This is a genomic window from Pseudomonas sp. LBUM920 (genome assembly GCF_003852315.1).
Classification (GTDB): Bacteria; Pseudomonadota; Gammaproteobacteria; order Pseudomonadales; family Pseudomonadaceae; genus Aquipseudomonas.
The window spans coordinates 6377647-6404013 of record NZ_CP027762.1 but is presented as its reverse complement, the minus strand read 5'-3'; the positions used below and the strand labels follow the sequence as shown (position 1 = coordinate 6404013).

General features: G+C 60.2%; 17 protein-coding genes and 1 pseudogene. 3 read left to right on the top strand and 15 right to left on the bottom strand.

The genetic code is table 11. The features are described 5' to 3' along the window. Window positions 1-36 precede the first annotated feature (36 nt). The 15 genes and pseudogenes from C4J83_RS29825 to tssA form a co-directional block, all read right to left on the bottom strand. Window positions 37-627, bottom strand: a complete 591-nt coding sequence (locus C4J83_RS29825) for a hypothetical protein (RefSeq protein WP_124418773.1) — start codon at window positions 625-627, stop codon at window positions 37-39. Continuing rightward, window positions 627-4973, bottom strand: coding sequence for an RHS repeat-associated core domain-containing protein (locus C4J83_RS29820; RefSeq protein ID WP_124418772.1), 4347 nt, complete (start codon window positions 4971-4973; stop codon window positions 627-629). Before C4J83_RS29820 ends, C4J83_RS29825 begins: the two co-directional genes overlap by 1 nt. Window positions 4974-4985: 12 nt before the next feature. Next, a pseudogene (locus tag C4J83_RS30885) lies at window positions 4986-5126 on the bottom strand (DUF1795 domain-containing protein); the annotation flags it as partial. 39 nt (window positions 5127-5165) lie between these two features. Next, window positions 5166-5765: a hypothetical protein gene (locus C4J83_RS29810; RefSeq protein ID WP_124418771.1), complete on the bottom strand. Its 600-nt coding sequence runs from the start codon at window positions 5763-5765 to the stop codon at window positions 5166-5168. An 18-nt stretch (window positions 5766-5783) separates the two neighbouring features. Beyond that, window positions 5784-10250, bottom strand: coding sequence for an RHS repeat-associated core domain-containing protein (locus C4J83_RS29805; RefSeq protein WP_124418770.1), 4467 nt, complete (start codon window positions 10248-10250; stop codon window positions 5784-5786). A 12-nt stretch (window positions 10251-10262) separates the two neighbouring features. Next, entirely contained in the window at window positions 10263-10697 is a 435-nt protein-coding gene (locus C4J83_RS29800) for a DcrB-related protein (RefSeq protein ID WP_124418769.1), read from the bottom strand. A gap of 15 nt (window positions 10698-10712) precedes the next feature. Beyond that, window positions 10713-12653: a type VI secretion system Vgr family protein gene (locus C4J83_RS29795; protein WP_119737181.1), complete on the bottom strand. Its 1941-nt coding sequence runs from the start codon at window positions 12651-12653 to the stop codon at window positions 10713-10715. 157 nt (window positions 12654-12810) lie between these two features. Further along, window positions 12811-15474: a type VI secretion system ATPase TssH gene (gene tssH, locus C4J83_RS29790; protein WP_124418768.1), complete on the bottom strand. Its 2664-nt coding sequence runs from the start codon at window positions 15472-15474 to the stop codon at window positions 12811-12813. Next, complete coding sequence (gene tssG, locus C4J83_RS29785; RefSeq protein WP_124418767.1) at window positions 15467-16510, bottom strand: type VI secretion system baseplate subunit TssG; 1044 nt, start codon at window positions 16508-16510, stop codon at window positions 15467-15469. The genes tssH and tssG overlap by 8 nt, the downstream gene beginning before the upstream one ends. Beyond that, window positions 16474-18333: a type VI secretion system baseplate subunit TssF gene (gene tssF / locus C4J83_RS29780; RefSeq protein ID WP_124418766.1), complete on the bottom strand. Its 1860-nt coding sequence runs from the start codon at window positions 18331-18333 to the stop codon at window positions 16474-16476. The genes tssG and tssF overlap by 37 nt, the downstream gene beginning before the upstream one ends. After that, complete coding sequence (gene tssE / locus C4J83_RS29775) at window positions 18330-18845, bottom strand: type VI secretion system baseplate subunit TssE (RefSeq protein ID WP_005792513.1); 516 nt, start codon at window positions 18843-18845, stop codon at window positions 18330-18332. The genes tssF and tssE overlap by 4 nt, the downstream gene beginning before the upstream one ends. 93 nt (window positions 18846-18938) lie before the next feature. After that, window positions 18939-19427 carry an Hcp family type VI secretion system effector gene (locus C4J83_RS29770; protein ID WP_005792512.1) on the bottom strand — a complete coding sequence of 163 codons (489 nt, stop codon included), beginning with the start codon at window positions 19425-19427 and terminating at the stop codon, window positions 18939-18941. A gap of 169 nt (window positions 19428-19596) precedes the next feature. Further along, window positions 19597-21093 carry a type VI secretion system contractile sheath large subunit gene (gene tssC / locus C4J83_RS29760; RefSeq protein WP_119737190.1) on the bottom strand — a complete coding sequence of 499 codons (1497 nt, stop codon included), beginning with the start codon at window positions 21091-21093 and terminating at the stop codon, window positions 19597-19599. Window positions 21094-21095: 2 nt separating this feature from the next. Continuing rightward, window positions 21096-21602: a type VI secretion system contractile sheath small subunit gene (tssB, locus tag C4J83_RS29755; RefSeq protein ID WP_124418764.1), complete on the bottom strand. Its 507-nt coding sequence runs from the start codon at window positions 21600-21602 to the stop codon at window positions 21096-21098. Between the two features lie 54 nt (window positions 21603-21656). Continuing rightward, the gene (tssA, locus tag C4J83_RS29750; protein WP_106575883.1) at window positions 21657-22676 is read right to left on the bottom strand and encodes a type VI secretion system protein TssA; all 1020 of its coding nucleotides are present in this window, start codon (window positions 22674-22676) and stop codon (window positions 21657-21659) included. Window positions 22677-23080: 404 nt separating this feature from the next. Between tssA and tagH the strand changes: the two genes are divergently transcribed. Genes tagH through tssK form a run of 3 tightly spaced genes read left to right on the top strand, consistent with a single transcriptional unit; the run spans window position 23081 to window position 26364 of the window. Next, window positions 23081-24445, top strand: a complete 1365-nt coding sequence (gene tagH, locus C4J83_RS29745) for a type VI secretion system-associated FHA domain protein TagH (RefSeq protein WP_124418763.1) — start codon at window positions 23081-23083, stop codon at window positions 24443-24445. A 56-nt stretch (window positions 24446-24501) separates the two neighbouring features. Beyond that, window positions 24502-25011, top strand: coding sequence for a type VI secretion system lipoprotein TssJ (tssJ, locus tag C4J83_RS29740; protein WP_106575881.1), 510 nt, complete (start codon window positions 24502-24504; stop codon window positions 25009-25011). 18 nt (window positions 25012-25029) lie between these two features. After that, window positions 25030-26364 carry a type VI secretion system baseplate subunit TssK gene (gene tssK / locus C4J83_RS29735; protein ID WP_106575880.1) on the top strand — a complete coding sequence of 445 codons (1335 nt, stop codon included), beginning with the start codon at window positions 25030-25032 and terminating at the stop codon, window positions 26362-26364. The last annotated feature ends 3 nt before the right edge of the window (window positions 26365-26367 follow it).

Genomic DNA, 26367 nt, shown 5'->3' with positions numbered 1-26367 from the left:
GATTGTAAATTTAAATGTTTCCCACTTAACTGCTCATCAGCAAGCTTGGGTGATGGTATGGAAGGTCTTTTTATCTTCATCAAAAAAAAGGTAAGCCTGTGCGCTGTCGTGGCTCAATTCGCTAATGTCGAGCTGCCCCACGAAAACCATCGGCTTTCCGCTTTCTATTGGCCATTCGGGGCTTTGAAGCCATTTTGGCTGTGTTTTCAAACACCGAAAATCAGTTTTTATTTTTTCCTTCAACCACGACTGCAAATCTTTCGGACTCAGATTTTTTTGCTCTTCGATTAGGTTCGATAGATAGTCGGATGATAGGGACAGCCACTTTGGTTGAACTTTTAGCGTCAGGTTAAATAGATTTTCGTACTTTTTTTCCACCGTGTGAGTAATGCCATGCTTGCTCAGAACACCTGACAGAAGCGTTTGAACATTGTAAATGCACTCAAAATTTCGAAAGTCCTGACTGATTGCATAGGTATAGAGATCAGGTTCACTGACGTACGCTGGCAAGTTTTTCTCATCTTTCAGCAACGCTTCGACAGTTGCATCTGCGTAGACTTTTTCTTCGAATTCCTTGGGTGAAATAGAGCCTTCGACGAATTTTTTAATGATGTCTATAGCGGTCATTACTTGCTTCCTAACTGTCTGAATTCATCCAGTGCTGCGTGCTGCTCGCGAGTGACCTCACGCAGGTTTCGAGGATTGTTCACATCCCTACCACCGTTTCTTTGAGGGTTGTGGTGATGCAATTCCATTGAGTTGCCGTTGGCGTCCAGGGGTGCCGAACCACGCTTCATACGGCTCATGTTAGACGGACTGAATTCGCCAGATGTTTTTGAAGCTTCATAGCGGTTTTTCCAATACCGATTTCTTACCACATCCCAAGCCGGAGCTTTGCCGTTAGGCAACGGTTTGTCTATGGCTTGGCCGCGTTTCCAGCGTTTGAACTGAACGCAACTCCAACCCCAAGGATCGATCCAGCCGACGGGATTTGGGCTGTATTGATAGAGGTTCAGTCCTCCCGCCAACCCAATCGGATCCGGCGTCGTAAACCGCCCCACATCCGGATCATAAAACCTGAACGTATTGAAATGCAGCCCCGTCTCCCGGTCCAGATACTGGCCCTGAAACCGTAGATTTTGTTCCTCAATGTAATAAGGCTCGCGCGCCTCTTCCAGCGTGTTGCCCCAGACCCGATAAGTCGCTTGCCAGACGCTGTGTCCGTCAGCTTCGGTCAGTTGCTCCGGCAACCCGTTCAGGTCGTTGTGGTAGTAACGAATCTTCTGCAACGGCCCGGCACCGTCGACGCGAGCCAACGGTTGATAGCCGCCGTCGTCTTCATACACATAAAGACTGGTTTGACTGTGCTTGTGCTCCTGCAACAACCGCAGCCCATCCCACGTGAACCGGGTTTCCCCCAACGGATACCCATCGCTGCCATGCTCGGTTTTTTCAACCCGTCGCCCCAGCGGGTCGTAGACCATCCTGACCACGCTGCCGCTTTCATTACGCACTTCAACCAACCGGCTTTCTGCGTCATACACAAACCGCTGCACGCCGCGTTTGGCGCTGCGTTTTTCGATCATCCGTCCAAACGCATCGTAGCGATAACGCTTGTCCTGATAGGTCAGCAGCTTGTTATGCACCACTAACCCGGCGCCCGTCTGCGGGCCGTCGAGCAGGTTGGCGGCGGCGTCGTAGGCGAAGGTTTCGCGCTGGCCGTGCAGGTTGTCCTGGCTGGCGATGATGCGGCCGGTGGCGTCGTAGTGAAGCAGTTGGCGGTGTTGTGCCGCGGGTTGCTGGTCGAGTTTGCCGATCAGGTTGTCGGCGGGGTCGTACTCGAACTGCTTTTGCACCGCTGCGGGCATCAGCGATGGCTGGCTGTTAAGGCGGCGTTGGCGTGAGCGCAGGCGGCCGCTGCGGTCGTATTCGCTGCGGGTGCTGAGCTGGCCTTGGGTGCGCAGCACTTCGCGGTGCAGGCGGTCGCGTTCGAAATCGCTGATCACCTGGCCGTCGAGGTTGATCTGGTGCAGGTGGCCGCTGCCGTAGTACAGGCGATTGAGCCAGCGCCCGTCCGGCAGTTGGGTCTGGATCAGGTTGCCGAGTTCGTCGTAGTGATGTTGCAGCTTGCCGCCGGCACTTTGTTCGGCAAGCAACTGGCCGACAGCATCGTAGGCGAAACCCAACGCCTGGGCATTGCCTTGCAGATCAGTGAAGGTGACCGCCGTGAGCTGATCCACCGCATCGTAGCTGTACTCAGTGCGGCCATCGTCGGTGGTCTTGGCGACCAGTCGGCCGACCGCATCACGCTCCAGCCGATGAACGATGGGCGCTGGCGGCGTTTCGGGGACCACCGCCAAGCCATTGCCATATGGCGCCGGAACGGCAGTCACCGCTGTGATGTTGTCCAGCCGGTCGTAGTCGTAGCGCTTGGCGCTGCCGTCGAGGTCTTGCTGTTCAGCCAGCCGATCGCCGGCATCCCACGCAAACCGATAGCTTTCACCGTTCTCATTGACCAACGCTTGCAGCCGCCCGTAGCTGTCGTAGCCGAACTGCACCTGGCGACCATGGGCGTCGGTGCGCTGGCGCACCTGGCCACGCCGGTTATGTTGATAGAGCGTGGTGTGCCCGGCGGGATCGGTATAGCCCACCAACTGCCCGCTGGCATCGCGCTGGAAATGTTCGGTGCGGCCGTCCGGCAGTTGGCTGCTGAGCAATCGGCCCTGGGCGTCGTAGCTGAATTGGGTACGTTCACCGAGGGCATCGGTGATGAACTGCAAATAACCGCGCTCGTCGTAGCTGAAGCGCGTTGGGTAGCCCGAGCAATCAATATGCTCGACCAGTTGCCCGAACGGGTTCCAGCGCAGTTGTTTGCTTTTGCCGGTGGCGTCGATGATTTCCACGACCTGGCCGTGGGCGTCATAACGATAGCGGGTGATGTAACCCAGCGGATCGGTCTCGGCGATGCAGTTGCCGCGCGGGTCATAGCGATACTGCCAACTGTTGTCGGCGGCGTCGGTCTCCACCAGCGGTAACGCCCAGTGCTCCAGCCATAAGGTGGAGTCGCTGCGCCCGAGCGGGTCGGTTTCGCCAATCAGGTTGCCACTCTCATCGTAGCTGTACTCATAGCGGCCGCCTTGCGGGTCGGTGGCGCTGAGTAACTGGCGTTCGTCGTTCCATTCGAACAGCCAGGTCTGGCCGAGTTTGTCGCTGTATTGAATGATCTGGTACTGAGTGTTCCAGTGCCGAGTGCTGACGCGTTGCAAACCGTCGGTGATGCGGGTCAGGCCCGCCTGCAAGTCGTAGTCGAACTGGTAGGCGTCGCCCTCATCGGTCCAGTGCCGGACCACACGCCATTCCAGGCCTTCAATCAACGCCCACTCATAGAAGCAGCGCAACCCGGTGGGCAATTGATGCTCAACCATGCGCCGCCCGGCATCGTAGGCGAAGCGTCGCTGCACCTGGCCGGTTGCGTCGCGCACCTGTGCCAGATTGCCCTCGGCGTCATAGCCGTAGCTCACGAGCACTTCGCGACGTTGATCCGGGTAGAGGCGCTCAATATGAGCCACATGACCCTGATCACGGATCAGCTCAACCTGAACCAGATCGAACGTATCGCGCAGTCGCAACAGGCGCCCGGCGGCGTCATAGTCGAGATAAATGCGGTTGTCGTTACGGTCACCCACCTGGCTCAGGCGCAGTCGCGACGGGTTTGCCGGTGTCGGCTCGAACAAGCGGTACACGCCGTCGTCGCTTTCGATCAGCAATTGCCCGTTGAGGTGTCGCCGCACCGCAAGCCCTTCACCGGCGCTGAACACCGCGCCGCCCAACGGAATCGAACCCATGTCGATGGGCCGGCCCTGCTCGTCGGTATACACGAGCGTTTCGCCGCCCTCGGGATGCGGCTGAATGTCGACGCACACCTCGAAGGCCACACTCCAACCGGCACCGAACAGGCTGCCTTGGCGTTCGTCGCGGCTGTTGTAAAAGCGCTGCCAGCCGATCGGCAAGATGCCAGGCAGCACGAAATCCAGTTCCTCGACATCGCCGAGTATCTTCGCGCCCGTCGCAGCATGCACCGGGTTCGACGAGCCCATCGCGGCGTTGGCCGCAGCTCCCATCGCACTGCTGATTGCCATCGAGGTCGCGCCGCTGACCAACATGCACGGCAACTTGCTGAAGAACTTGCCCTTGCTGCCCTTGAGCATCAACAACGCCGTGACCGCCAGGCCGACACCCGGGGTCTTGCCGCTGCGAATTTCACGCACCACCACCGAACCGCCGCCGATGGCCACGTTGGATGAGATCAAGCCGGACGACACCACCGTCGCATCGCAGGTGCTGCGATCACCACTGCGCACGGCGGGTTGGCCGTTGATCGTGACCTTTTCCGAACCTTCGGCAAGAAACTGCGGCGGCATTGGCGGGTGCTTCATGCACACGACCAGGTCCAGCGGCTTCGGCACAGCGCCCGGTGCGGGCGTCGCGACGGTGGGGCGCCACATCTGCGAGAAGAAACCTTCGGCCATGTCCAGGTAGCTGGGTTCTGGTTCAGGCTTGGACGCTTCCAGCTCGGTGCCGGCCGGTGTGACATGGGAGCTGATCGCCCCGGCCGCGCGGGCGGCAGGCAGGTTATTGGTGAGGGTATCGGTGGAACCGGTGAGAATGTTCGCCTGCACCGAGGGCGGAAACAGGGCGTTGCTAAAGGCATCGCATATCTTGGTCAGGCCTTTGTCCGCGCCACTCTTGCTCATGGCAAGGCCGACAATCGTGCCCACTACCGCGCCCAGCACGAAGCAGCCGAGGCCGCCGGTGGCCACAGTAATGCTGGTGGCTGCCACCACGGCAGCGGTCGCCACCGCAGTGATCGCGATATTGGCCGCCACTTCCAACACACCACCGAGGATGTCCGCCATCATCGAGGTGTGGGACAGCGCATCGCCCATTCGGGCCGCCCATAACGCGTCAGACATGCAGGCCGCTCATCAAGAAATAGCGTCGAACGACAGCGAATTTTTTATCAATGCCCAGTGCGCCGCCTCGGCATCCCCAAGCGTGTCAGCCTTCACATAACTCAAGGCGAGCATCTTGCGTGTGCCCGGCAGCACTGGAACACCCTGGTATTGCCCAGCTGGACTTATCAGCGCCATAGCCTTGGGCAACCCTTAGCCATAGAAGTAATCAAAAAAGCGTTCGAAATTTTCCGTTCCGAGCAAAGGGCTGACCTCCTCAATCAACCGCTCTCTAAAGGCCGTCGATAGCGTATCGTCATCGTTATAGATACCAAAAATATCGTACTCGCCATGGACGATCTCAATCAGTTTGGCAAACGCCAAAAAGAAATCGGCCAGTGTATCGGCGATCTTGAAAGGGTCGACCGCGTCGTAGCTCGCCCACACGGGTGTACCAATGGTGCTCGTGATTGCAATGATGGGTTTACCGCCACCCATATCATCCATAAGCACTAAGTAATCATCGAGCCAGTCCTCGTTGATTTCTGTTTTGTTCGAATCGCCCATCCATTTATAGCCAACCTGGGCATCTTCTATCTTGCTCAAATCGAAGAAGCAGATTGGCGTGGTACCGGTTTCAATCTCCACGTCGACCGGTTCGCAATTATCGTAGAAATAGTCAGTCTCGGCAGAGTGGGCCAGTGTCTTTGGCCATTTGGCGTTTGCCTGTCGGTTGGTTTCAAAGCTGCCCTCAAGATCAAATTTCTTGTGGACCCGGCGCAGTTCATTGAATGAATTATCTAGTGCGCTCATGTCTTCTCCAGCAGAAAATTATTTACCACAGCCCGGCTTTCCGGGAGTGTTAACACGGTCGATCAATCGTCCCTTGCTTGCCCTGGTATAGCTCTTACGGTGTCCTTGAGGGCTATTCATATGCTCGTCTACACCACTGGGGTGTTTGGCGTTCTGCAAGAATACGATGTTCCTCGGGTCACCTTTCCACGCCGGGCCCAATGCACCATTGCCCTTGACGCTATTGATATGGTGTCCGGTATACCCTGCTTTTGACATCTTAGAATTGAGTTGAGCATTGTTCGTGGTGTTCTTGATCATTTCGCGTTCGGGGGCTGTCCAATTTCTTGATCCGCCACCACGTGCTACCAACTCTCGTTCCTGCCCCCATGCCCGGTTGATCGCCGTTGCACGATCACCGGCTTCCGGTGTGATAGATGCCTTGGGTTTGTAACGCATCAAGTCTTCCGGACTTAATCCGTAAGGGTCGATCCAGGTCTGTGGATTGGTTGAGTACAGGTAAAGGTTTAGCCCCCCTGCGAGCCCGATGGGATCGGGAGTAGTGAAGCGGCCGATATCCGGGTCATAGAAGCGGAATATGTTGTGATGCAGGCCGGTTTCTCTGTCCAGGTACTGGCCTTGGAACCTCAGGTTTTGTTCTTCGATATAGTAGGGTTCACGTGTTTCCTGAACTGTATTTCCCCAAATCTGATAGCTGGCATGCCAGACGGTCTGACCTTCTGCTTCCGAGAGCAGCTCGGGCAGGCCATTGAGGTCATTGTGGTAATAGCGGACTTTCTGCTGGGCGCCGCTACCATCAACGCGTGCCAGCGGTTCGTGGCCTTCGTCCTTGTAGATGTAAAGGCTGGTCTGGGCATGCTTGTGTTCCTGGAGCAAGCGCAGTCCGTCCCAGGTGAAGCGGGTCTCGCTCAACAAATAGCCATTCCCATCGTGGGTGGCCTTGGCTGTTCGTCTTCCTAAGGGGTCATAGGTCATCCTGACGACTGACCGCTGCCCGCCGTGCTCGTTGTGCACTTCAATCAAGCGATGTTCGGCGTCATAGGTGAAGCGCTGGACACCACGATTGGCGCTGCGTTTTTCGATCATTCGACCGAAACCGTCGTAACGATAACGTTTGTCCTGAAACGTCAGGAGTTTGTTGTGCTGCACCAGCCCCGCCCCAGGTCGCGGGCCGTCGAGAAGGTTCGCGGCTGCATCGTAGGAACAGGTTTCGCGCTGGCCCACGAGATTGTCTTGGCTGGCGACTACCCGGTCGGTGGCGTCGTAGTGCAGCAGTTGTCTGCGCTGGCCGCTAGACTGTTGCTCAAGTTTGCCAATTAGATTATCGGCGGGGTCGTACTCGAACTGCTTCTGTACCGCTGCAGGAAGTACTGATCCCCGAGTGATCTGGCCTCGCTCACGAGCGCGCAAGCGCCCACAGCGGTCATAATAGTGACGAGTGCTGAGGTGGCCCTGGGTACGTAGTACTTCGCGGTGCAGGCGGTCGCGCTCGAAGTCGCTGATGACCTGCCCGTCGAGGTTGATCTGATGGAGGTGCCCACTGCCGTAGTGCAGCCGATTGAGCCAGCGTCCGTCAGGCAAGTGAGTTTGGCTCAGGTTTCCAAGTTCGTCGTAATGATGCTGAAGTACTCCTGCGGCGCTCCTCTCTTCGATCAGTTGACCAACCGTGTCGTAGCCGAAGTTGATCGTTTGGTGCTCACCGGCATTGTCGGTAAACGTGATGGCCTTGAGTTGGTCCAGCGAGTCGTAGGTGTATTCCGTTCGTCCATCATCGGTGACCTTTGCCACCAGACGCCCTGACGCGTCGCGCTCAAAGCAATGCACGATAGGTGCTTCGGGCGTTATTGAGACCAGTGCCATCCCGCTACCGTGAGGTGCTGGAATAGCTTCCATCCGTGTGATGTTGTTCAGTGCGTCATAGTGATAGCGGCGCACGCTACCATCCAAGTCTTGCTGTTCAGCTACGCGGTCGTTGGCATCCCAGGCGATGCGATATCGCTCACCGTTTTCGTTGGTCAGGGTTTGAAGGCGGCCATAGCTGTCGTAGGCAAAGTTAACTTGGCGCCCGTGCGCATCGAGGCGTTGGCAAACCTGCCCCTGGCGATTCCGTTGATAGTACGTAGAGTGCCCGGCGAAGTCGGTATGGGCGATCAATTGACCGCTGCCATCGCGTTGGAAATGTTCAACGCGGCCGTCAGGCAGCTCGGTACTCAGCACCAGGCCCCGCACATCGCAAACAAAGGTCGTTCGTTCACCCAGTGCATCGGTGATGGCTTGCAAATAGCCTCTTTCGTCGTAATTGAAACGAGTCGGGTAACCGGAGCAGTCAATATGCTCAATGAGCTGGCCGAAGGGGTTCCAACGCAGCTTTTTACTTTTTCCGGCCGCATCGATGATCTCCACCAATTGCCCGCAATTGTCATAACGATATTGCGTGACGTGGCCCTGAGGGTCCGTCTCAGCGATGCAGTTACCTCGTTGGTCGTAGCGCCACTGCCAGGAGTTTCCCTCACTGTCAGTGCCTGATACCGGCAACGCCCAATGTTCCAGCCAGGTTGTGGACTCGTTGCGCCCCAGTGGATCGAGGCTGCCAGTCAAGTTACCGGTATCGTCATAACTGAGTTCGTAGCGCCCACCTTGGGGATCCGTTGCACCGATGAACTGGCGTTCTTCGTTCCAATCGAAAAGCCAGGTCTGATCGAGCGCATCGGTGAACTGGATAATTTGAAACTGACGATTCCATTTGCGCGTACTGACCCGGCCAAGGCCGTCGGTGATACGGGTAGTTCCCGACTTCAGGTCATAGTCGAAGCGATAGAGGTCGCCATCCTCTGTCCAATGCTGGACAACCCGCCACTCCAAGTCGTCTATGCAGGCCCATTGGTAAAAACAGCGTAGGCCAGCGGGCAATTGATGCTCAATCATCCGTCGCCCGGTGTCGTAGGCAAAGCGGCGCTGGACCTGGCCGCTCGCATCACGGACTTCAGCCAAATCCGTGCTGGTAGTGTAGGAATAATTAACCAACACCTCGCGTCGTTGATCGCTATAGAGGCGTTCGACTTGGCTCAGGCGGCCCAGGTGATAGCTCAGCTCGATACGAACTTGGTCCAGCGTGTCACGAAGGTGTTTCAGTCGACCGCTATTGTCATAGTCCAGGTAAATACGGTTGTCGTTGCGGTCGCCCAGTTGCGCCAGCCGCAGCCGTGCAGGCGCCTGCGGGGTGGGTTCGAACAAGCGATACACACCATCGGCGCTTTCAATCAGCAATTGACCATTGCTATTCCTTCGTACGGCAAGCCCCTCACCTGTGCTGAATACTGCACTTCCAAGAGCAATTGAGCCCATGTCGATGCGGCGTCCCTGCTCATCAATGTAGAGCAATCGGTCGCCACCATCCGGATGCTCAAGAACCTGCACGCTGATTTCGTAGGCAACGCTCCAGCCTGCGCCAAACAAACCGTCTCGTCGCTCGTCGCGACTGTTGTAGACGCGCTGCCACTCAATGGGCAGTGTTCCCGGCAAGACAAAGTCCAGTTCATCTTCGGCGCCGAGAACTTTGGCGCCTGTTGCCGCATGAACAGGATTGGGTGAGCCAATGGCGGCATTGGCCACGGCGTTGACTGCCTGGCTGACTGCATAGGAACTCACGCCACCAAGCAACATGCAGGGTAGGTTGCTGAGAAACTTGCCTTTGCTACCTTTAAGCATCATTAGCGCGGTAACAGCCAGACCGACACCTGGCGTCTTACCACTGCGAATTTCACGCACAACGACTGAACCGCCGCCGATGGTCACGTCTGGCGATATAAGACCGGACGATACGACGGTCGCATCGCATGTACTGCGGTCGCCGCTACGTACGGCGGGTTGGCTATTGACCGTAACCTTTTCTGAGCCCTCGGCGAGGAGCTGCGGTGGCATCGGCGGATGCTTCATGCAGGTCACCAGGTCCAGCGGTTTTGGTACAGCACCGGGTGCAGGGGTTGCGACCGTGGGGCGCCACATCTGCGAGAAAAAACCCTTGGCCATATCCAGATAGCTCGGATCTTCGGGGTTCTCCTGAGCGGCTGGCGGTTGCTCACTTTCCGTGCCCGAGGGGGAGACATGGGACGGCACCGCTCCAGCCGCTCTGGCAGCGGGTGTCGAATTGATCAACGTATCGGTAGAACCGCTAAGTATCGTGGCCATGACCATGGGGGGAAACAGCGCGTTAGCGATGCCCTCACACATGTTACTCAGACCTTTGTCAGCCCCTGTCTTGCTCATGGCAAGGCCAACCACCACACCAACCACTGCGCCAAGTAGGCAGGCACCCAGGCCTCCCGTCGCGACGGTGATACCGGTAGCGGCCACCACGGCAGCGGTCGCCACCGCAGTGATCGCGATATTGGCCGCCACTTCCAACACACCACCGAGGATGTCCGCCATCATCGAGGTGTGGGAAAGCGCATCGCCCATTCGGGCCGCCCATAACGCGTCAGACATGCAGGCCGCTCATCAAGAAATAGCGTCGAACGACAGCGAATTTTTTATCAATGCCCAATGCGCCGCTTCCGCATCACCAAGCGTGTCAGCCTTCACATAACTCAAGGCGAGCATCTTGCGCGTACCCGGCAGCACCAGCGCCAACTGGTACTGGAACACCTTGTCATTGCCCTTGTTGAACTGGCTGCGCAGCTCAATGCCTTCCACCTCTTGGGCTGCACCCAAACGCACGGAAACGCTCGGCTGGCAGCGCAGGTCCTGAACCTGTTTTTCAAGGCGCTTGAGCTGGTCATCGAAGTTGCTGTGCAGGGTCTCGCCTTCGGCGAGAAAGCTGCGGCTGATGATCAATGAAGTGCCCAGTTCGGGAAACTTGAGGATATTGATCGACGCGTCCTGCAGCTCGCCGGCAGGCAGTTGGAACTGGAATTCGTTGATTCGGTACGTCATGGCAAACGGGTCTCGTCAGGAGCTTTTAGGCGCGGGGAAGACGGCTTCAATATTGGCGTCGATGCTTTTTTTGATGCCCTGGCCATCGGGCGTGGCGCCGGGGCCGTGGTCGTTATTCAGATGCAGTACGCCGCCGGTGTTGAACTCGGCATCGCCGCTGGCATAAAAGCTGATATTCACGCCGGTGAGGTTGATCTGCCCACTGGCGTTCAGCTCCAGGATGCTTTTGCCGCAGACCAGGCGCAGGTTTTCACCCACTTCGATGATGTAGCTCTGGCTGATGCTGTCGGTCTTCCTCTGACCGACCAAGAGGACGTCCTGCTGCTTGACGATGCGCGTACGGTTATTCCCGATGGTCACCGTCTCGTTATGCCCGATGCTCTTGTTGCGGTCATGCCCCACCGAGTGGCTTTCATCCACCTCCACCACGATGTCCTGATTGCGCTCGGCATGGATATACAACTGCTCCAGACCCTTCTTGTCCTCCATGCGGATTTCATTGAAGTTGGCCGGCGTGCCGCCCTTGCTCGAACGGCTTTTCATGCCGCTCTGTGTGGCGTTTTCCGGCAGGTCGTAAGGCACCGTCTGCTCGGCGTTGTACACCCGGCCGGTGATGATCGGCCGGTCCGGGTCTCCTTCCAGAAAGCTCACGATCACTTCCTGGCCGATCCGCGGGATCTGCATCGAGCCCCAGTTTTTACCGGCCCAGGATTGCGATACACGAATCCAGCACGAGCTGTTTTCGTTGGATTGGTCGTGGCGGTCCCAGTAGAAGTGCACCTTTACGCGGCCGTATTGGTCGGTCCAGATTTCTTCGCCTTTGGGGCCGACCACCAAGGCGGTCTGCGGGCCTTTGACGATGGGTCTGTGGGTGTTTGCCAGCGGTCGGAAGCTTTGCTGGGCGTCGATGCACGTCAGGCTGCTTTCGAATTGCGCCGAACCCGAGCCGCCGCCGCTTTCCAGGCTTTCCTGAACGATGTAATAGCGACAGCCGACAATCAGGTATTCGCGGTTCTGGTCCTGGCGGCTGAAACCGGTGAGGCTGAACAAATGGCCTGAACCGAGGCCACGCGCATTGCCGCTGAACTCGATCTGTTCATGCAGGGTTTGCAAGGCTTCGATGCGAGTGCGCGCATAGTGCTCGCCGTCTTCGCTTTGCACATAGGTGCCGGGGTAGTCGTACAGCGGATAGTCGCCGGCAGTGTGCGGGCGCGGCATCGCCGAGCGCACGTCGATGCTGGCGCTGGGGCGCTGGAAGTCATAGTCGTTAAGCTCCAGTGAGCCCGGTTGCACTTCGTGCGCCAGGTGCCAGTTGTGCATGTGGTCGCGTTCGCGCTGCTGCTCGTCCTTGGGGTAATACGGAATCGACGCGTAGCCCGGCACCGTGGTGTGGGCGCCATAGGCGTCGGCCAGCACCAGCACATGGCGGTCCGGCTCATGGCGGAAGAAGTAGTAGATGCCTTCCTGTTCCATCAAGCGGCTGACGAAATCGAAGCTGGTCTCGCGGTACTGCACGCAGTATTCCCACTCGCGGTACGGGCGGCTCAGGGCGTCTTCGAAGTCGGAAAAACCCAAGTCGCGAAACACCTGCTTGATGATCTGCGGGATGCTCTGGTTCTGGAAAATCCGGCAATCCGAGGTGCGGCTCAGCAGCCAGAACCACGGGCGCAGCGTCACCTGATAACTGGCGAACTGGCCTTGGTCGATGTTCTGACTGCACCGTGCGACGATGCCGTGGAAGTGCCGCTCGCCACCGTCTGCCAGTTGCAGGCCGACGCTCATCGGCTTGCCCAGCAACTGGTTGAGGTCGATATTGGCGTCCAGCGAGGTCAGTTGCAGCTCATAGTTGAACAGCCGCCCCAGCTCTTCGCCGCCGCCCATTTCATTGAGCAGCAGCACATCCGGCCCGAGAGGGCTGGTGACTTTGGCCAGGCGTGAGGCTTGGTTGAATAGCATCGGTTAACCCGTAAATTGCCTAGTAACTGAAGAAATCAGCTCTAAATGTGGGAGGGGGCTTGCCCCCGATAGCAGTGTGTCAGTTGATGCATGCAGTGACTGATTCACCGCCATCGGGGGCAAGCCCCCTCCCACATTTGGACTGCATCTCGTCAGATCAATCGGCGTCGCTGAAGTCGTAGTGCAATTCATTATCCCGGGTGCTGATACGCACACCCGCCAGCGCCTTGCCTTCGAGCATGCGCGTGAGGAATTCTCGGCTCATGTCCGGCAGCAGGCTGTTGGTCAGGAGGGTGTCGATCATGCGCCCGCCGCTTTCGGTTTCGGTGCAGCGCGAGACGATCAAATCGACCACCGCGTCGTCGTAGTCGAAGGCTACTTTGTGCGTCGTCTCCACACGCTTTTTGATGCGGTTGAGTTGCAGGCGGGTAATAGCCTTTAGCATCTCGTCGCTCAGCGGGTAGTAAGGAATCGTCACCAAACGGCCGAGCAGCGCCGGCGGGAAAATTTCCAGCAATGGCTGGCGCAACGCCTTGGCGATTTCTTCCGGCTCGGGAATATTCGCCGGGTCTTTGCACACCTGAGAAATCAACTCGGTGCCGGCGTTGGTCGTCAGCAGGATCAGGGTGTTCTTGAAGTCGATCACGCGGCCTTCGCCATCTTCCATCACGCCCTTGTCGAACACCTGGAAGAAGATCTCGTGCACGTCCGGGTGGGCTTTTTCCACCTCGTCCAGCAGCACCACACTGTAGGGTTTGCGCCGCACCGCTTCGGTCAGCACGCCGCCTTCGCCGTAGCCGATATAGCCCGGTGGCGCGCCCTTGAGGGTCGACACGGTGTGGGCTTCCTGGAACTCGCTCATGTTGATGGTGATGACGTTCTGCTCACCGCCGTACATGGCTTCAGCCAGCGCCAGCGCGGTTTCGGTCTTGCCCACACCCGAGGTGCCGGCGAGCATGAACACGCCAATCGGCTTGCTCGGGTTGTCGAGACCGGCGCGAGAGGTCTGGATGCGCTTGGCGATCATCTGCAGGGCGTGGTCCTGGCCGATGATGCGTTTTTTCAGGTGCTGGTCGAGGTTAAGCACCGTCTCCAGTTCGTTGCGCGCCATGCGGCCCACCGGGATGCCGGTCCAGTCGGCGACCACCGAGGCCACCGCCTGGTAATCCACGGTCGGCAGGATCAGCGGGGTTTCGCCTTGCAGGACGGTGAGGCGTTGTTGCAGGTCCACCAGCTGTGCGCGCAACTCATCGTTGCCGCTGTCCACAACACCGGCTTTCTCGCGCAGGGTTGCACGGGTGGCGAGCAGCTCATCGACCAGGGTTTTCTCTTCGGCCCAGCGGCTTTCCAACGTCGCGAGGCGTTCACGTTCAGCGCTCAGCAAGGCTTCGCTGTTGCTCTGGCGTGCCCCGATGGCGATGCCGATGGCATGCTCGCGGGCGATGATTTGCAGCTCGGTTTCCAGCGCTTCGATGCGACGGCGGCTGTCGTCGACTTCGGCCGGCACGGCATGCAGGCTGATGGCGACGCGAGCGCAGGCGGTGTCCAGCAGGCTCACGGATTTATCCGGCAGCTGGCGCGCCGGAATGTAGCGGTGCGACAGCTTCACCGAAGCTTCCAGGGCTTCATCGAGGATCTGCACCTGGTGGTGTTTTTCCATGGTCGAGGCCACGCCGCGCATCATCAGCAGCGCCTTGTCTTCCGACGGCTCGGCCACTTGCACGACCTGGAAGCGGCGAGTCAGCGCCGGGTCCTTCTCGATGTGTTTTTTGTACTCAGCCCACGTCGTCGCGGCCACGGTACGCAAGGTGCCGCGGGCGAGGGCGGGCTTGAGCAGGTTGGCGGCGTCACCGGTCCCGGCAGCGCCACCGGCACCCACCAGCGTGTGGGCTTCGTCAATGAACAGGATGATCGGCTTGGGCGAGGCCTGGACGTCTTCGATGACCTGGCGCAGGCGCTGTTCGAACTCGCCTTTCATGCTGGCGCCGGCTTGCAGCAGGCCCACGTCGAGGCTGCGCAGCTCCACGTCCTTGAGCGCGGGCGGCACGTCACCGGCGACGATGCGCAGGGCGAAGCCTTCGACCACGGCGGTCTTGCCCACACCGGCCTCGCCAGTGAGGATCGGGTTGTTCTGGCGCCGACGCATGAGGATATCCACCAGTTGGCGGATCTCTTCATCACGCCCGACGATAGGGTCGAGCTTGCCGCTGCGGGCCTGTTCGGTCAGGTCCACGGTAAAGCGCTTGAGCGCCTCCTGCTTGCCCATCGCGCTCGGTGCCATGGCGCCGCTGGCTTCGCCGGGTACAGCGCCGGCATTGAAGCCGTCGCTGGCACTCAATGCATTTTCGGGCGAGTCGCCGACGTATTCGTCGAAGCGTTCGCTCAGTGCTTCAGCTTTGATTTTGTCGAACTCGGACGACAAGCCCAGCAGTGCATGGCGCAGGCTTGGGGTTTTCAAAATGCCGAGCACCAGGTAACCGGTGCGCACCTGGCTTTCGCCGAACATCAGGCTGCCGTAGACCCAACCGCGTTCCACCGCTTCTTCCACATGGGACGACAGGTCGGTGATCGACGTCGAGCCGCGTGGCAGGCGGTCCAGTGCTTCGGTCAGGTCACGGGCCAGGCGGGCGGGCTCGACGTTGAACTGGCGAATGATACGGTGCAGGTCCGAGTCCTGCAGTTGCAGCAACTGGTGAAACCAGTGGGCCAGTTCCACGTACGGGTTGCCCCGCAGTTTGCAGAACACAGTGGCGGCTTCGATGGCCTTGTAGGCCACGCTGTTGAGTTTGCCGAACAGTGCGGCGCGACTGATTTCACCCATGCTCTGGATTCCTTGAGGTGGTGGCGTGGTCGGCGTAATGCCGAGCCAGGATTAGGTCGTTGGCGTCATGCTCGGGTCGGCCGAGCCAGGTGTTGAAGCCCAGGCGGAACTGGCCATTGAGCTGCAGCGCCGGTACTTCGGGTTGTTGCAAAATCAGGTTCAGGTCCCAGTCCAGTTCATGGCCCAGGTACTCGGCCACCCACGCCACCAGCTCGTTGAACGGCTGGCTGCCGGGCAGCATGCCCATGTAGTCATCCAGCGTGAGCGGGCCGAGGCGGATGCGGAATTTATGCTGGCGGTCCCACACGTGGCTGCCCAGGCAAAAATCCACGCCCAACTGGTTGGCGCTGACGCTGACGCGGCTGCGCTCGGGCAATTCCAGCCATTGGCCGACGTATTCTTCGATCTCCACCGGCAGGCCGAAATACTCGCTCAGAATCGCCTTAAGCCCATCCGGGTAGCGGGTTTGCGCTGACAGGTGGCCGCTGTAATGCAGCTTCGCCGTGTCGGGAATCAACCCCTGATTCAGCAGGCTCGGCATTCCTCGGCCGCTCAGCGCCGCCAGGCGTGCCGACCAGTAATCGTCATCCGGGCGGTCGTGGCTGACCGTTGGCCGCGCCTCAGCCCAGGCCCGGTAAAACAGGCTGAGCAGGCGATGGTGGAACACGTCCAAAAACTGCTTGCTGGTGCTGTCGGCGTTGTTGCGCTGGCGCTCGCGCACATACTCGGTGATGTGCAGCGGCAACGGGCCGTTGGGGCCGCCGAGGCCGAAGAAGAACTGCTCAAGCCGCGCTGGTTTGCCCTCGCCACCGGGATCCACCGAGGCCAAAGTGGCCGGGGCGAAGGTGCAATCGGCCTGTTGCCCTAGGCGCAACGGGTCATCCGCCAGGCGCAGGGAGTGGCCCAGGCGCGGCAGCTGCGGCGATTCGCACTCGATACGCCGCAGCGCCTGGAAGAAATCGTATTCCCAGGGCTCCTGATGCATCGCATCCAGTGTGTTCACAGGGTCGGACGCCGCCCGGGCTTGGCTTTCCATCGCATGATCTCGCCGCGTTCGGTGGTACGGATCACCGTCTCGGTAAAACTGTTGATCGACACGTAGCGTGCCAGGAAGCGCTCCAGCACCGCACCGAGCAGAAACACGCCGGTGCCGCGAAACGCGTTTTCATCGAATTCCAGGGTAATTTCCAACCCACGGCCAAACACGATCGGGCCAGGCATCGGCAAGCGCCGGGTCACGGCTTTGCTGCTGACTTCGCGCAGGCCTTCGATTTGCAGTTGCAGCGCCGCGTCGTTGCTGTCGCCATACAGGCGCAGCAGTTCACGCAAAGCGCCGGCGCCCTGGCCCTGTTCGCTCAGCGACAGGTAGTTGAGCGACAACTGGCTGATCAGGCGCCAGGCCTTGGCGTCATGCGCGTGGCTGGCGCGTGGGCGGCTCGGGCCGGCGACGCAGCGCACCGACAACACGGGTGCGCTGTCGGCCAAAGTAAAGTCGGTCTTGCCGTTGCCCACGCTCATGAACAACGGCAGATCGCGGTTGGTGCACAGCGCGGTCACGCCGAGTTGGCGCAAGTCGTGGCGGTAGGGCGCTTGCTGGCTGTCGACCAGGCTGACAAAGGTTTCGCTGCCCACGTAGGTAGAGCGCGGGCCGTTGCGGCGCTGGTCGCTGGACAACACGCGCGGCTCGCGGCGCAGCGTGTAGTAAGCCTGATCGCGCCCATAACGTGACGGGTCGCGCACCGCATAGAACGGCAGGAACGGCTGCTCCGGCCCGGTGCCGTGGCCGGTGATGCCGCTCAGCGAGTGAATCTCGAAATCCATTGGCCGCGTGCGGTCGGCAATCACGTGGTGTTCGTTAACGCGGTCAGACAAATGAATACGGTCCACGCGTTTGGGGAACAGGTTGATCGCCGGCGTGCAGAACGGCATGAACTGCGCCGGGCCGACACTGCCTTCCAGGCTCGGCTCGTGGCGGTCGAACAGCACGATCAATTCCAGCTCCTGGCCGTCGCAGCGTTTGACCGCGCGGCTCAGTTCGGCGAATTCGACGAACAGGAAGCGGTGGGGCAGGGCGAAGTATTCCTGCAACAGGCGATAGCCCTGGAATGCGCGGGCCACCACCGGCATGGCCGCATCGGCGTCGTCAAAGCCGCGCGAACGCAACGCGTCGTGCGGCAGGCGTTCGACCCAATCACCGCCGGGTTTGCGCGCAAACACCGCGCAGGCGTTGCCCAGCAATTGTTCGTAGAGGCGAAACGGCTGCTCGTCGGCGCCGCTGAGGTACAGCGGCAGGTTGTCGAGGTCGAGGCTGTTGAACGGCAATTCGGCGCCGGTGCGCAGGGTCAGGCGCAAACCGGCCTTGGCCTTCGGCTCGCTGGCGGCCAGGCGGCCGAGCACGGCGGCAGGGTTGCCGAAGTACTCGGCGCCGCTGACCTGCAACGGCCACAGCGTCACCGGGTGCGCGGTGCGGTACTCGCAGCAGGTCTGGGTCTCGCGGCCCAGCGCGGCACGCAACACGGTGTCGCGCGGCAACGGGAAACCGCTGGCCAGCGAGCCTTCATCCGGGTCGGTCTGCAATTGCACCACGGTCATCGACGGCGTCGGCGCCAGGTAGTGCGGGTAGGCGATTTCCAGCAGGTTGTGGGTGAAGGTCGGGTACTCGGCGTCGAGCTTGAGTTGCACGCGGGCGGTGAGGTAGGCAAAACCTTCGAGCAGGCGTTCGACGTACGGGTCGGCGCAGTCCATACCGGACAGGGTCAGCCGACTGGCGATCTTCGGGTATTCCTTGGCGAACTCGGCGGCGCTTTCGCGCACGTGGTGCAGTTCCTGGTTGTACAGCTCCAGCAGGCGCGGGTTCATGGGCGCCTCCGCTGGTCGGCGTTCACCACGCGCACATGGCCGGATTCCAGGTCGAGGTCGGTTTGCAGCAGCAAGCGCAGTGGCACCGGTTGCGCCCACAGGTCGCCTTCGATCTCGAAGCTCAGCGCGTTGTGGTTCATTTCGCCGTGGCCGACACGGGCTTTGACGCGCAGGGTGTGGCGCAAAATACGCGGTTCAAAGGTGGCGATGGCCTGGTAGATCAGGGCTTCCAGGGCTTTGATATCGACACTGGAAACGCTGTTGCCCGCCAGTGCCGGCAAGCCGTAATTGACCACCGACGTACCGGCCGGGGTGTGCAGCGTGGCATCGGCGTCCAGCAACGACGTGGTGTTGAGCAGCCACGCCAGGTCGCGCAGCACCGAGGCTTTCAATTGGGTCAGGGAGAGCACGCGTTTGTCGGCGCTTTCCTTGGGATTGGTTGGGTCGTCGTCGGTCAACCGGTCCAGCAGGGACGGTTGCAGACGGTCGCGGGAAGCGATTTCAGTTACCACCAAAGCAGCTCCACGGACGGGTTGTGAGAGGGACGGTTTCTGCGAGGGGCCGATGCCTGGGGCCGTGGCGGCGAGCCACGGCCACCGGGTTTATCAGCGCTTGGTGTTGGAACGGATGTTCCAGCCAAACTTGATCGCGCCGCCGTCTTTGGTGCCGTCGGCTTTCTGCGGCTGGTAGTCGACCATCACTTGGGCGAAGTTCAGGGTGACGTTTTCGGTCAGGCGATCATCGGTGCCCGAGCCGCCGGTGCTCAGGGACGTGACCAGCACTTCTTCCAGGTTGATCACCATGTACTCGACCTGGCTTTCGCCACCGGCCTTGCGCACAGTCAGCTTGACCTTGTCGATGTGCTTGCCGCTGGCGCAGTGCATCATCAGGTTTGGCGAAGCCTTGTCGACGTACTTGGTCAGCGACAGGTCCTGGATATTCACCTTGCCCGCACCGCCGCCACCGCCAACGTGCATGTTGCCGGACTGAGCCATGCCCCAGCTCCAGTTCAGCACGTCGATTTCGTCCTTGTGGGCCTTGTCCATGGACTCGCCCTTGATGTCGCCGATCTTGATGAAAATATCAACAGCCATGTTTTCTCCCTGTGTGGACTCAGCCACGATATTTGTTTAGGCCCAATGGGCAGTGCTTTCTGTGGGAGCTGGCTTGCCTGCGATTGCATCAACGCGGTCTGACTGGCAGACCGTGTCGCCTGCATCGCGGGCAAGCCCGGCTCCCACAGAAGAGCCGGTTCATTCGTGGTTACGCGCTTTTCGCCGAAGGCAGCTTCGATACCAGACGCAACGACACGGTCAGCCCTTCAAGCTGATAGTGCGGGCGCAGGTAGAATTTGGAGTTGTAGTAACCCGGGTTGCCTTCGACGTCCTCCACGATCACTTCGGCGGCAGCCAATGGGTGCTGGGCCTTGGTGGTTTCGGTGGAGTGCGCCGGGTCGCCGTCGACGTAGTTGAGGATCCAGTCCTGCAACCAGCGCTGCATCTCGTCCTTCTCTTTGAAGGAACCGATCTTGTCGCGCACGATGCACTTCAAGTAGTGCGCGAAACGGCAGGTGGCGAACAGGTACGGCAGGCGCGCGGCCAGGTTGGCGTTGGCGGTGGCGTCCGGGTCGTCGTATTCAGCCGGTTTCTGCAACGACTGGGCACCGATGAAGGCGGCAAAGTCGGTGTTTTTCTTGTGCAGCAGCGGCATGAAACCGTTCTTCGCCAGTTCCGCTTCACGGCGGTCGCTGATAGCGATTTCGGTCGGGCACTTCATGTCCACGCCACCGTCATCGGTCGGGAACGTGTGGGCCGGCAGGTTTTCCACTTCACCGCCGGACTCTACGCCACGGATGCGCGAGCACCAGCCGTAGTGTTTGAACGAGCGGTTGATGTTCACCGCCATCGCGTAGGCGGCGTTGGCCCAGGTGTACTTGGAGCTGTCGGCGCCGTCGGTGTTTTCTTCGAAGGCGAAGGCTTCCACCGGATCGGTCTTGGCGCCATACGGCAGGCGCGCCAGGAAGCGCGGCATGGTCAGGCCGATGTAGCGCGAATCTTCCGATTCACGCAGCGAGCGCCAGCCGGCGTATTCCGGCGTGGTGAAGATTTTGGTCAGGTCGCGCGGGTTCGACAGTTCCTGCCACGAGCCCATGCCCATCACGGTCGGCGACGCCGCAGCGATGAACGGGGAGTGCATGGCGGCGCAGACTTTCGACAGCTCGCCCAGCAGCTCCACGTCGGGTGGCGACTGGTCGAAGTAGTAGTCGCCGACCAGGCAGCCGTACGGTTCGCCGCCAAACTGGCCGTATTCTTCTTCGTACATCTTCTTGAAGATCGGGCTCTGGTCCCACGCGGTGCCCTTGAATTTCTTCAGGGTCTTGTGCAGGTCCGGCTTGGAGATGTTGAGCACGCGAATCTTCAGTTGCTCGTCGCTCTCGGTGTTGTTGACCAGGTAGTGCAGGCCACGCCAGGCGCTTTCCAGCTGTTGGAAATCCGGGTGATGGATGATCTGGTTGACCTGAGCGGTGAGCTTGGCGTCGATGGCGGCGATGATCGACTCAATCGACTTGATCGCGTCATTGGACACCAGGTCCGTCTGTGCCAAGGCCTGTTCGGCCAGGGTGCGCACAGCGGTTTCCACGGCTTCGCGGGCACGCTCGGTCTTGGGTTTGAATTCTTGCAGCAGCAGGTTGGCGAACTCGCTGGCTTCTTCGGTGGCACCCAGGATCTGGGAGCCTTCGCGGGCGGTATTGTCAGTCATGATTACTGGTCCCCTGCAGGCTTAGGCGCGCTGGCAAGTGCCTGAAGCAGTGCCGGGTCCTTGATCGCCTTCATGATGATTTCTTCAGCGCCAGTCTTGCCGTCCATGTAGGTCAGCAGGTTGGCCAGCTGGGTGCGGGCTTCGAGCAGTTGCTTGAGCGAATCGACCTTGCGGGCCACGGCGGCCGGGCTGAAGTCGTCCATGTTTTCGAAAGTGATGTCCAGGCTCAGGTTGCCTTCGCCGGTCAGCTCGTTCGGTACGTGGAACGCTACGCGTGGCTGCATGGCCTTGAGGCGCGAGTCGAAGTTGTCGACGTCCACCTCAAGGAACTTGCGGTCGGCCACGGGTGCGAGCGGTTCGGCAGGCTTGCCGGCGAGGTCGGCCATCACACCCATCACGAAGGGCAGCTGGACCTTTTTCTCGGCGCCGTAAAGCTCGACGTCGTACTCGATCTGCACTCGAGGCGCACGGTTGCGCGCGATGAATTTCTGAGAACTTTGCTTCGCCACGTTGCTGCTCCTGGTCGCTTGAGCGACGGTGTTGTTACTGCACAGCCGGGCGGCTTACTCGCCGTCCGGGCCGCGCAGGTTTTCAAATTGGGACATGCCGTCGGGAATCAGATTGCGCACGATGGCCGCGAAGTCGGCGTGCACCAGATTCTTCGCCCGGTTCAACAGCACCGGCAGCGGGCTCGAAGGCTCGTGACGGGTGTAGTACGCAAGGATCTTGTCGAGGCTGCGCAGCACGTCATCGCGGCTGGCGATGTCGCCAGTGGGGCGCGGTGCGGCGGGGGCAGCGGCGAAATCGACCGAGGGGGCATTGTCGTCACTGACGGCCTCGGGTTCGCTGCTGGTATCGCTGTTCGGTACGAATTGGTTGAGGACTTGCAGCGCCTGCTTGAGCGGTTGCTTCAACAGGCTGAGGTCCACGCCCTGGGCCGAACCGACCTGGTCGCTGACCTGTTGTTCGATGGCTTCGCAGGCGGCGCGCGCGGCGCTCAAGGCATCGCGCGTGGCTTGCAGTTGTTCGGGATCGCTGTCCAGAAATGCCGCGTTGAGTTGCTGGGCACCGAGCTGTTCATCGGGGAAGCTCATCAGGCCGCTGGCGTTCAGCGCGGCACGCAGGCTCACCGGCCCGAACGTGCGCGAGCGCGTGAGGATGCTTTCGCGCAGCAGACGAATGGTTGCGTCGCTGGTCAGGCCGGATAAGGCATTGATGCGTACGGTGGGGTCGTTATCGTCGTCGGCATCCAGGCGCGGGTGCAGGTCGGCCCAGTACTCGCGCAGCAGCGCGTTGATCAGCGTGAGGACTTCGGCCAGCCCGGCCACACCCTGAAGAGCGAGGGAGCTTTGCAACAGAAAGTGGGTGATGCGCAGGTCTTTGCTGCGCTGCAACAAGTCGAGGCTTTGCTGCTGGATGCTGCGCCATTCCGGTGGCTCCGCGGGCAGGATAGAGTCGCCCATGCTGCGCTCGGGTTGGCCCTTGGCGTCACGCTCCAGTTGGAGAAATTGCGCGTCATATTCCATGTCTTCGCCACATGGCGAAGTCGCGGAAACGGCGGCGAGCAGCAACGGCACATCCACTTGATTCGATCTCCCTATCAGCCCGTTAGATGCCGGGCAATGCATGCATTAGTTGCGCGATGAACTGTGCATGTTTTCTTGGTCATACAGTCAGAGTGCCACTACCGTGCCATCACTGATGTTCAAGAAGTTGTGCATTTTTGGTGTAGTAGTTACGCCTTGTCAAGGTAAGCTATTCGCCCTCTGTGACAGATGTGCGGTGCTTAACACCCTGCCCGACTGGCGGGTCGAACGGCGCACCGGGACAGGATTTTTGTCATAGAGGCCAGTTAAGATCAGCGATCATGCTGGTAAAAGCATATTTTTACGGTCGTTAACGCGACTGGCGGTATCTCTCGGGAAGTCTGGCTCCTTCAGGTAGACCCTTGGATAGACCGCGCGCGATGTATCAGCAAGGAGGCAAGATGTCGCTGTGTTTGACTATCACTAGTTATCACAAGATCACCCCTGGGCAATGCCCTGAAAAGTCCATGAATCAGGGCGTGATGGCTATTGGCCGCAGTTCTGATAATGACTGGGTATTGCCTGATCCAGAGCGCCTTGTCTCCTCGCAACACTGCGTTATTCAATACAAAGATGGCCGTTACTATTTAACCGATAACAGCACCAACGGCGTTGAATTGGTTAACGCCGGTATTCGTATGCGCCGAGGGAACAGCGAACCGTTGCAAGACGGTGAACTGATCCGCATCGGCGACTACGAAATCCAGACGCGTATCGACTTCAACGTGCAAACCATCGATAGCCAGCCGTTTGCCGGCGACTCGCCAAACAGCTTCGAGGCGTTGATGGGCGCGGTGGTGAACGCGCCCGCGCCGACGCCGGTGATCGCGCCGCAGTTTCATGGCGCCTCGTCGATGGACACGCTACCGGACCTGTTCGATTTCCTCGCCCCGACCGCCGTGCCACCACCGACCGTGGCTGACCACGTGCCGTCCGAGCAACACGACTTTCGCCCGCCGACCCCCGTTGCCGTGCCGGTGGTTGAGAAGCCGGCGGTGTCTGGTTCGGTGATTCCCGAAGACTGGGACGTGTTTGGCGACACACCCATGCCTGTGGCCAGTACCCCGACGCCCGTTGCACCGCCACCCGCGCCGTCGGTCATCCAGTCGCCACCCGCGCCGCCAGTCATCCAGTCGGCGCCCGTGGTCGAGCCCGCGCTCCCCGTGGCGGACAGCCAACAGCCCGACCTGTTGCAAGCCTTCCTGCGCGGCGCCGGCCTCGACCAGCTGCGCCTGGACAAGGCTGACGCCTGCGCGCAGATGGAGAGCATCGGGCGCAGCTACCGGTTGATGGTCGAAGGCCTGATCGACGTATTGCGCGCCCGCGCCAGCCTCAAGGGCGAGTTCCGTATGCAGCAGACGATGATCCGGCCCGCCGAAAACAATCCGTTGAAGTTCGCGCCCAATGCCGACGAAGCCTTACTGCTGCTGCTTCGGCATGGAAACCAAGCGTTCATGGCGCCGGATATCGCTGTGCGCGACAGTTTCGACGACCTGCGCGCCCATCAATTGGCGGTGATGGCCGGTGTAGAAGCAGCCATCAAGCACTTGCTCGCGCGCTTTGAACCGGCGCAACTCGAAGAGCGCATGGGCAAGCCCGGCGGGCTGTCGAGCATTTTCAACGGCTCGCGCCAGGCCCAGTACTGGCAGCAGTTCACCGAGCTTTACAGCAATATTTCGCGCGAAGCCCAGGAAGATTTCCAGGACCTGTTCGGTCGCGAATTCAGCCGAGCCTACGAAGAACACAGCGCACGACAGCGTCGCTAAACCGCAACGCAGTAATGGATAAAACGGATAGCTAAGTACGTCATTGAGGACGCAGGATGATTCCCAGGTTTTTACTCGCAGCCGCCACGGCGCTGCTGCTGACGGCGTGTGCCAAGGATGCCGCCAAGCCCGAGGCGGCCACTGAAGCCGAAGCGGACACCGCCGCCATCGAACTGCATTTTCACGCCATTGCCGGGCTCAACCCCGGCGCCAACGGCCAGGCCGCGCCGGTTCGCGTACGCATTTTTGAACTGAAAAACGCCGCCACCTTCAGTCGCTCCGATTACTTCGCGCTGGCTGATCGCGCGCAATCCACGCTCGGCCTCGATCTGCTGGACCAGGACGAAGTGATGGTGCAACCCGGCCAGCAACTGAGTATTCAGCGCAACCTCGACCCGTCCACGCGCCAGATCGGCCTGCTGGTGGGCTATCGCGAGTTGGACCGCGCGCAATGGCGCACGGTGCTTACCGTCCCGGCACGCCAATACACCGAATACCAGATCAGCCTCGATGTGCGTGCCGTACGCGCCGACGTCGTGGTTCCCCCATCCAGCCCTGCCCAATAAGAAGCAAACGGAGCTCCCATGTCCTGGAACAATCGCGTGGTCTGGTCGGAAGGCATGTTCATCGGAACGCAGCACTTCCAGCAGCATGACCGTTACCTGGAAAACTTGATTGACGCCCGCAGCCGCCCGTTGTCCGCCGGTGCCTGGGGTTTCTCCGAATTGCTCATCGACCAGGGCCTGCTGGCCCAGGGCAAGCTGGCGATTGTGTCGGCACGTGGCCTGTTGCCGGATGGCACGCCGTTCAATATTCCCCAGGATGACCTGGCGCCGAGCCCTTTGAATATCGACGACAACCTGCGCGATGGCCTGGTGTACCTGGCCTTGCCGCTCAAGCGTGCAGGCGCGCGTGACACCGTCGATGACGGCGAAGACCTCGGCGCTGCGCGTTACGTCAGCCAGGTGCGCGAAGTGCGAGATGACAACGCCCCGTTCGAAAACCGCGCGCCCGTGGCCGTGGGTTCCCGTGCGTTGCGCCTGCTGACTGCGCAGGATGGCATCAGCGACTACGCCGCCATCGGCCTGGTGCGCATCAAGGAAAAACGCGCCGACCGCGCGCTGGTGCTGGATGACACCTACATCCCGCCCGTGCTGGACGTGGCCGCAAGCAAACCGCTGACGGCCTTTCGCAGCGAATTGCTGGGCCTGCTGCACCAGCGCGGCGAAGCCCTGGCCGGCCGCGTGGTCGCCTCGGGCGCCGGTGGCGCGTCAGAGATTGCGGACTTCATGCTGCTGCAACTGGTCAACCGCGCGCAGCCGCTGCTCCAGCATTTCAGCCAGTTGAGCCCGCTGCACCCGGAGCGTTTTTTCAGCGAACTGGTGAGCCTGGCCGGTGAGTTTTCCACCTTCTCGACGTCGGGCCGTCGCCCCCAGGAATACCCGCAATACCAGCACGACGACCTGGCCCTGAGCTTCACTCCGGTGATGGCAGCGTTGCGTGAGGCGCTGTCGATGCTGATCGACAGCAAAGCCACACCGATCCCGATTGTGGAAAAAGCCTACGGCATCCACGTGGCGATGCTCGCCGACAAAACCCTGCTCGACAGCGCCAGTTTCATCCTCGTGGTGCGCGCCGATGTGCCCGGCGAAACCTTGCGCGCGCGTTTCGGCCAGCAGAGCAAAGTCGGCTCGGTGGAGCACATCCGCGACATGGTCAACCTGCAACTGCCGGGCATCGGCCTGCTGCCGCTGCCGGTGGCGCCACGCCAGATTCCGTACCACGCAGGCAGTACCTATTACGAGCTGGACCGTGGCAGCGAGCACTGGCAACAACTGAATAACTCCGGCGGCTTTGCCTTCCACATCGCCGGGCAATTCCCGGGTTTGAACCTGGCCTTCTGGGCGATCCGAGGATAATCC

What these genes read in the sequence shown, in the direction of transcription:
- C4J83_RS29825 (WP_124418773.1), bottom strand. Translation starts at nt 627, where the DNA reads ATGACCGCTATAGACATCATTAAAAAATTCGTCGAAGGCTCTATTTCA.
- C4J83_RS29820 (WP_124418772.1), bottom strand. Translation starts at nt 4,973, where the DNA reads ATGTCTGACGCGTTATGGGCGGCCCGAATGGGCGATGCGCTGTCCCAC.
- C4J83_RS29810 (WP_124418771.1), bottom strand. Translation starts at nt 5,765, where the DNA reads ATGAGCGCACTAGATAATTCATTCAATGAACTGCGCCGGGTCCACAAG.
- C4J83_RS29805 (WP_124418770.1), bottom strand. Translation starts at nt 10,250, where the DNA reads ATGTCTGACGCGTTATGGGCGGCCCGAATGGGCGATGCGCTTTCCCAC.
- C4J83_RS29800 (WP_124418769.1), bottom strand. Translation starts at nt 10,697, where the DNA reads ATGACGTACCGAATCAACGAATTCCAGTTCCAACTGCCTGCCGGCGAG.
- C4J83_RS29795 (WP_119737181.1), bottom strand. Translation starts at nt 12,653, where the DNA reads ATGCTATTCAACCAAGCCTCACGCCTGGCCAAAGTCACCAGCCCTCTC.
- tssH (WP_124418768.1), bottom strand. Translation starts at nt 15,474, where the DNA reads ATGGGTGAAATCAGTCGCGCCGCACTGTTCGGCAAACTCAACAGCGTG.
- tssG (WP_124418767.1), bottom strand. Translation starts at nt 16,510, where the DNA reads ATGGAAAGCCAAGCCCGGGCGGCGTCCGACCCTGTGAACACACTGGAT.
- tssF (WP_124418766.1), bottom strand. Translation starts at nt 18,333, where the DNA reads ATGAACCCGCGCCTGCTGGAGCTGTACAACCAGGAACTGCACCACGTG.
- C4J83_RS29770 (WP_005792512.1), bottom strand. Translation starts at nt 19,427, where the DNA reads ATGGCTGTTGATATTTTCATCAAGATCGGCGACATCAAGGGCGAGTCC.
- tssC (WP_119737190.1), bottom strand. Translation starts at nt 21,093, where the DNA reads ATGACTGACAATACCGCCCGCGAAGGCTCCCAGATCCTGGGTGCCACC.
- tagH (WP_124418763.1), top strand. Translation starts at nt 23,081, where the DNA reads ATGTCGCTGTGTTTGACTATCACTAGTTATCACAAGATCACCCCTGGG.
- tssJ (WP_106575881.1), top strand. Translation starts at nt 24,502, where the DNA reads ATGATTCCCAGGTTTTTACTCGCAGCCGCCACGGCGCTGCTGCTGACG.
- tssK (WP_106575880.1), top strand. Translation starts at nt 25,030, where the DNA reads ATGTCCTGGAACAATCGCGTGGTCTGGTCGGAAGGCATGTTCATCGGA.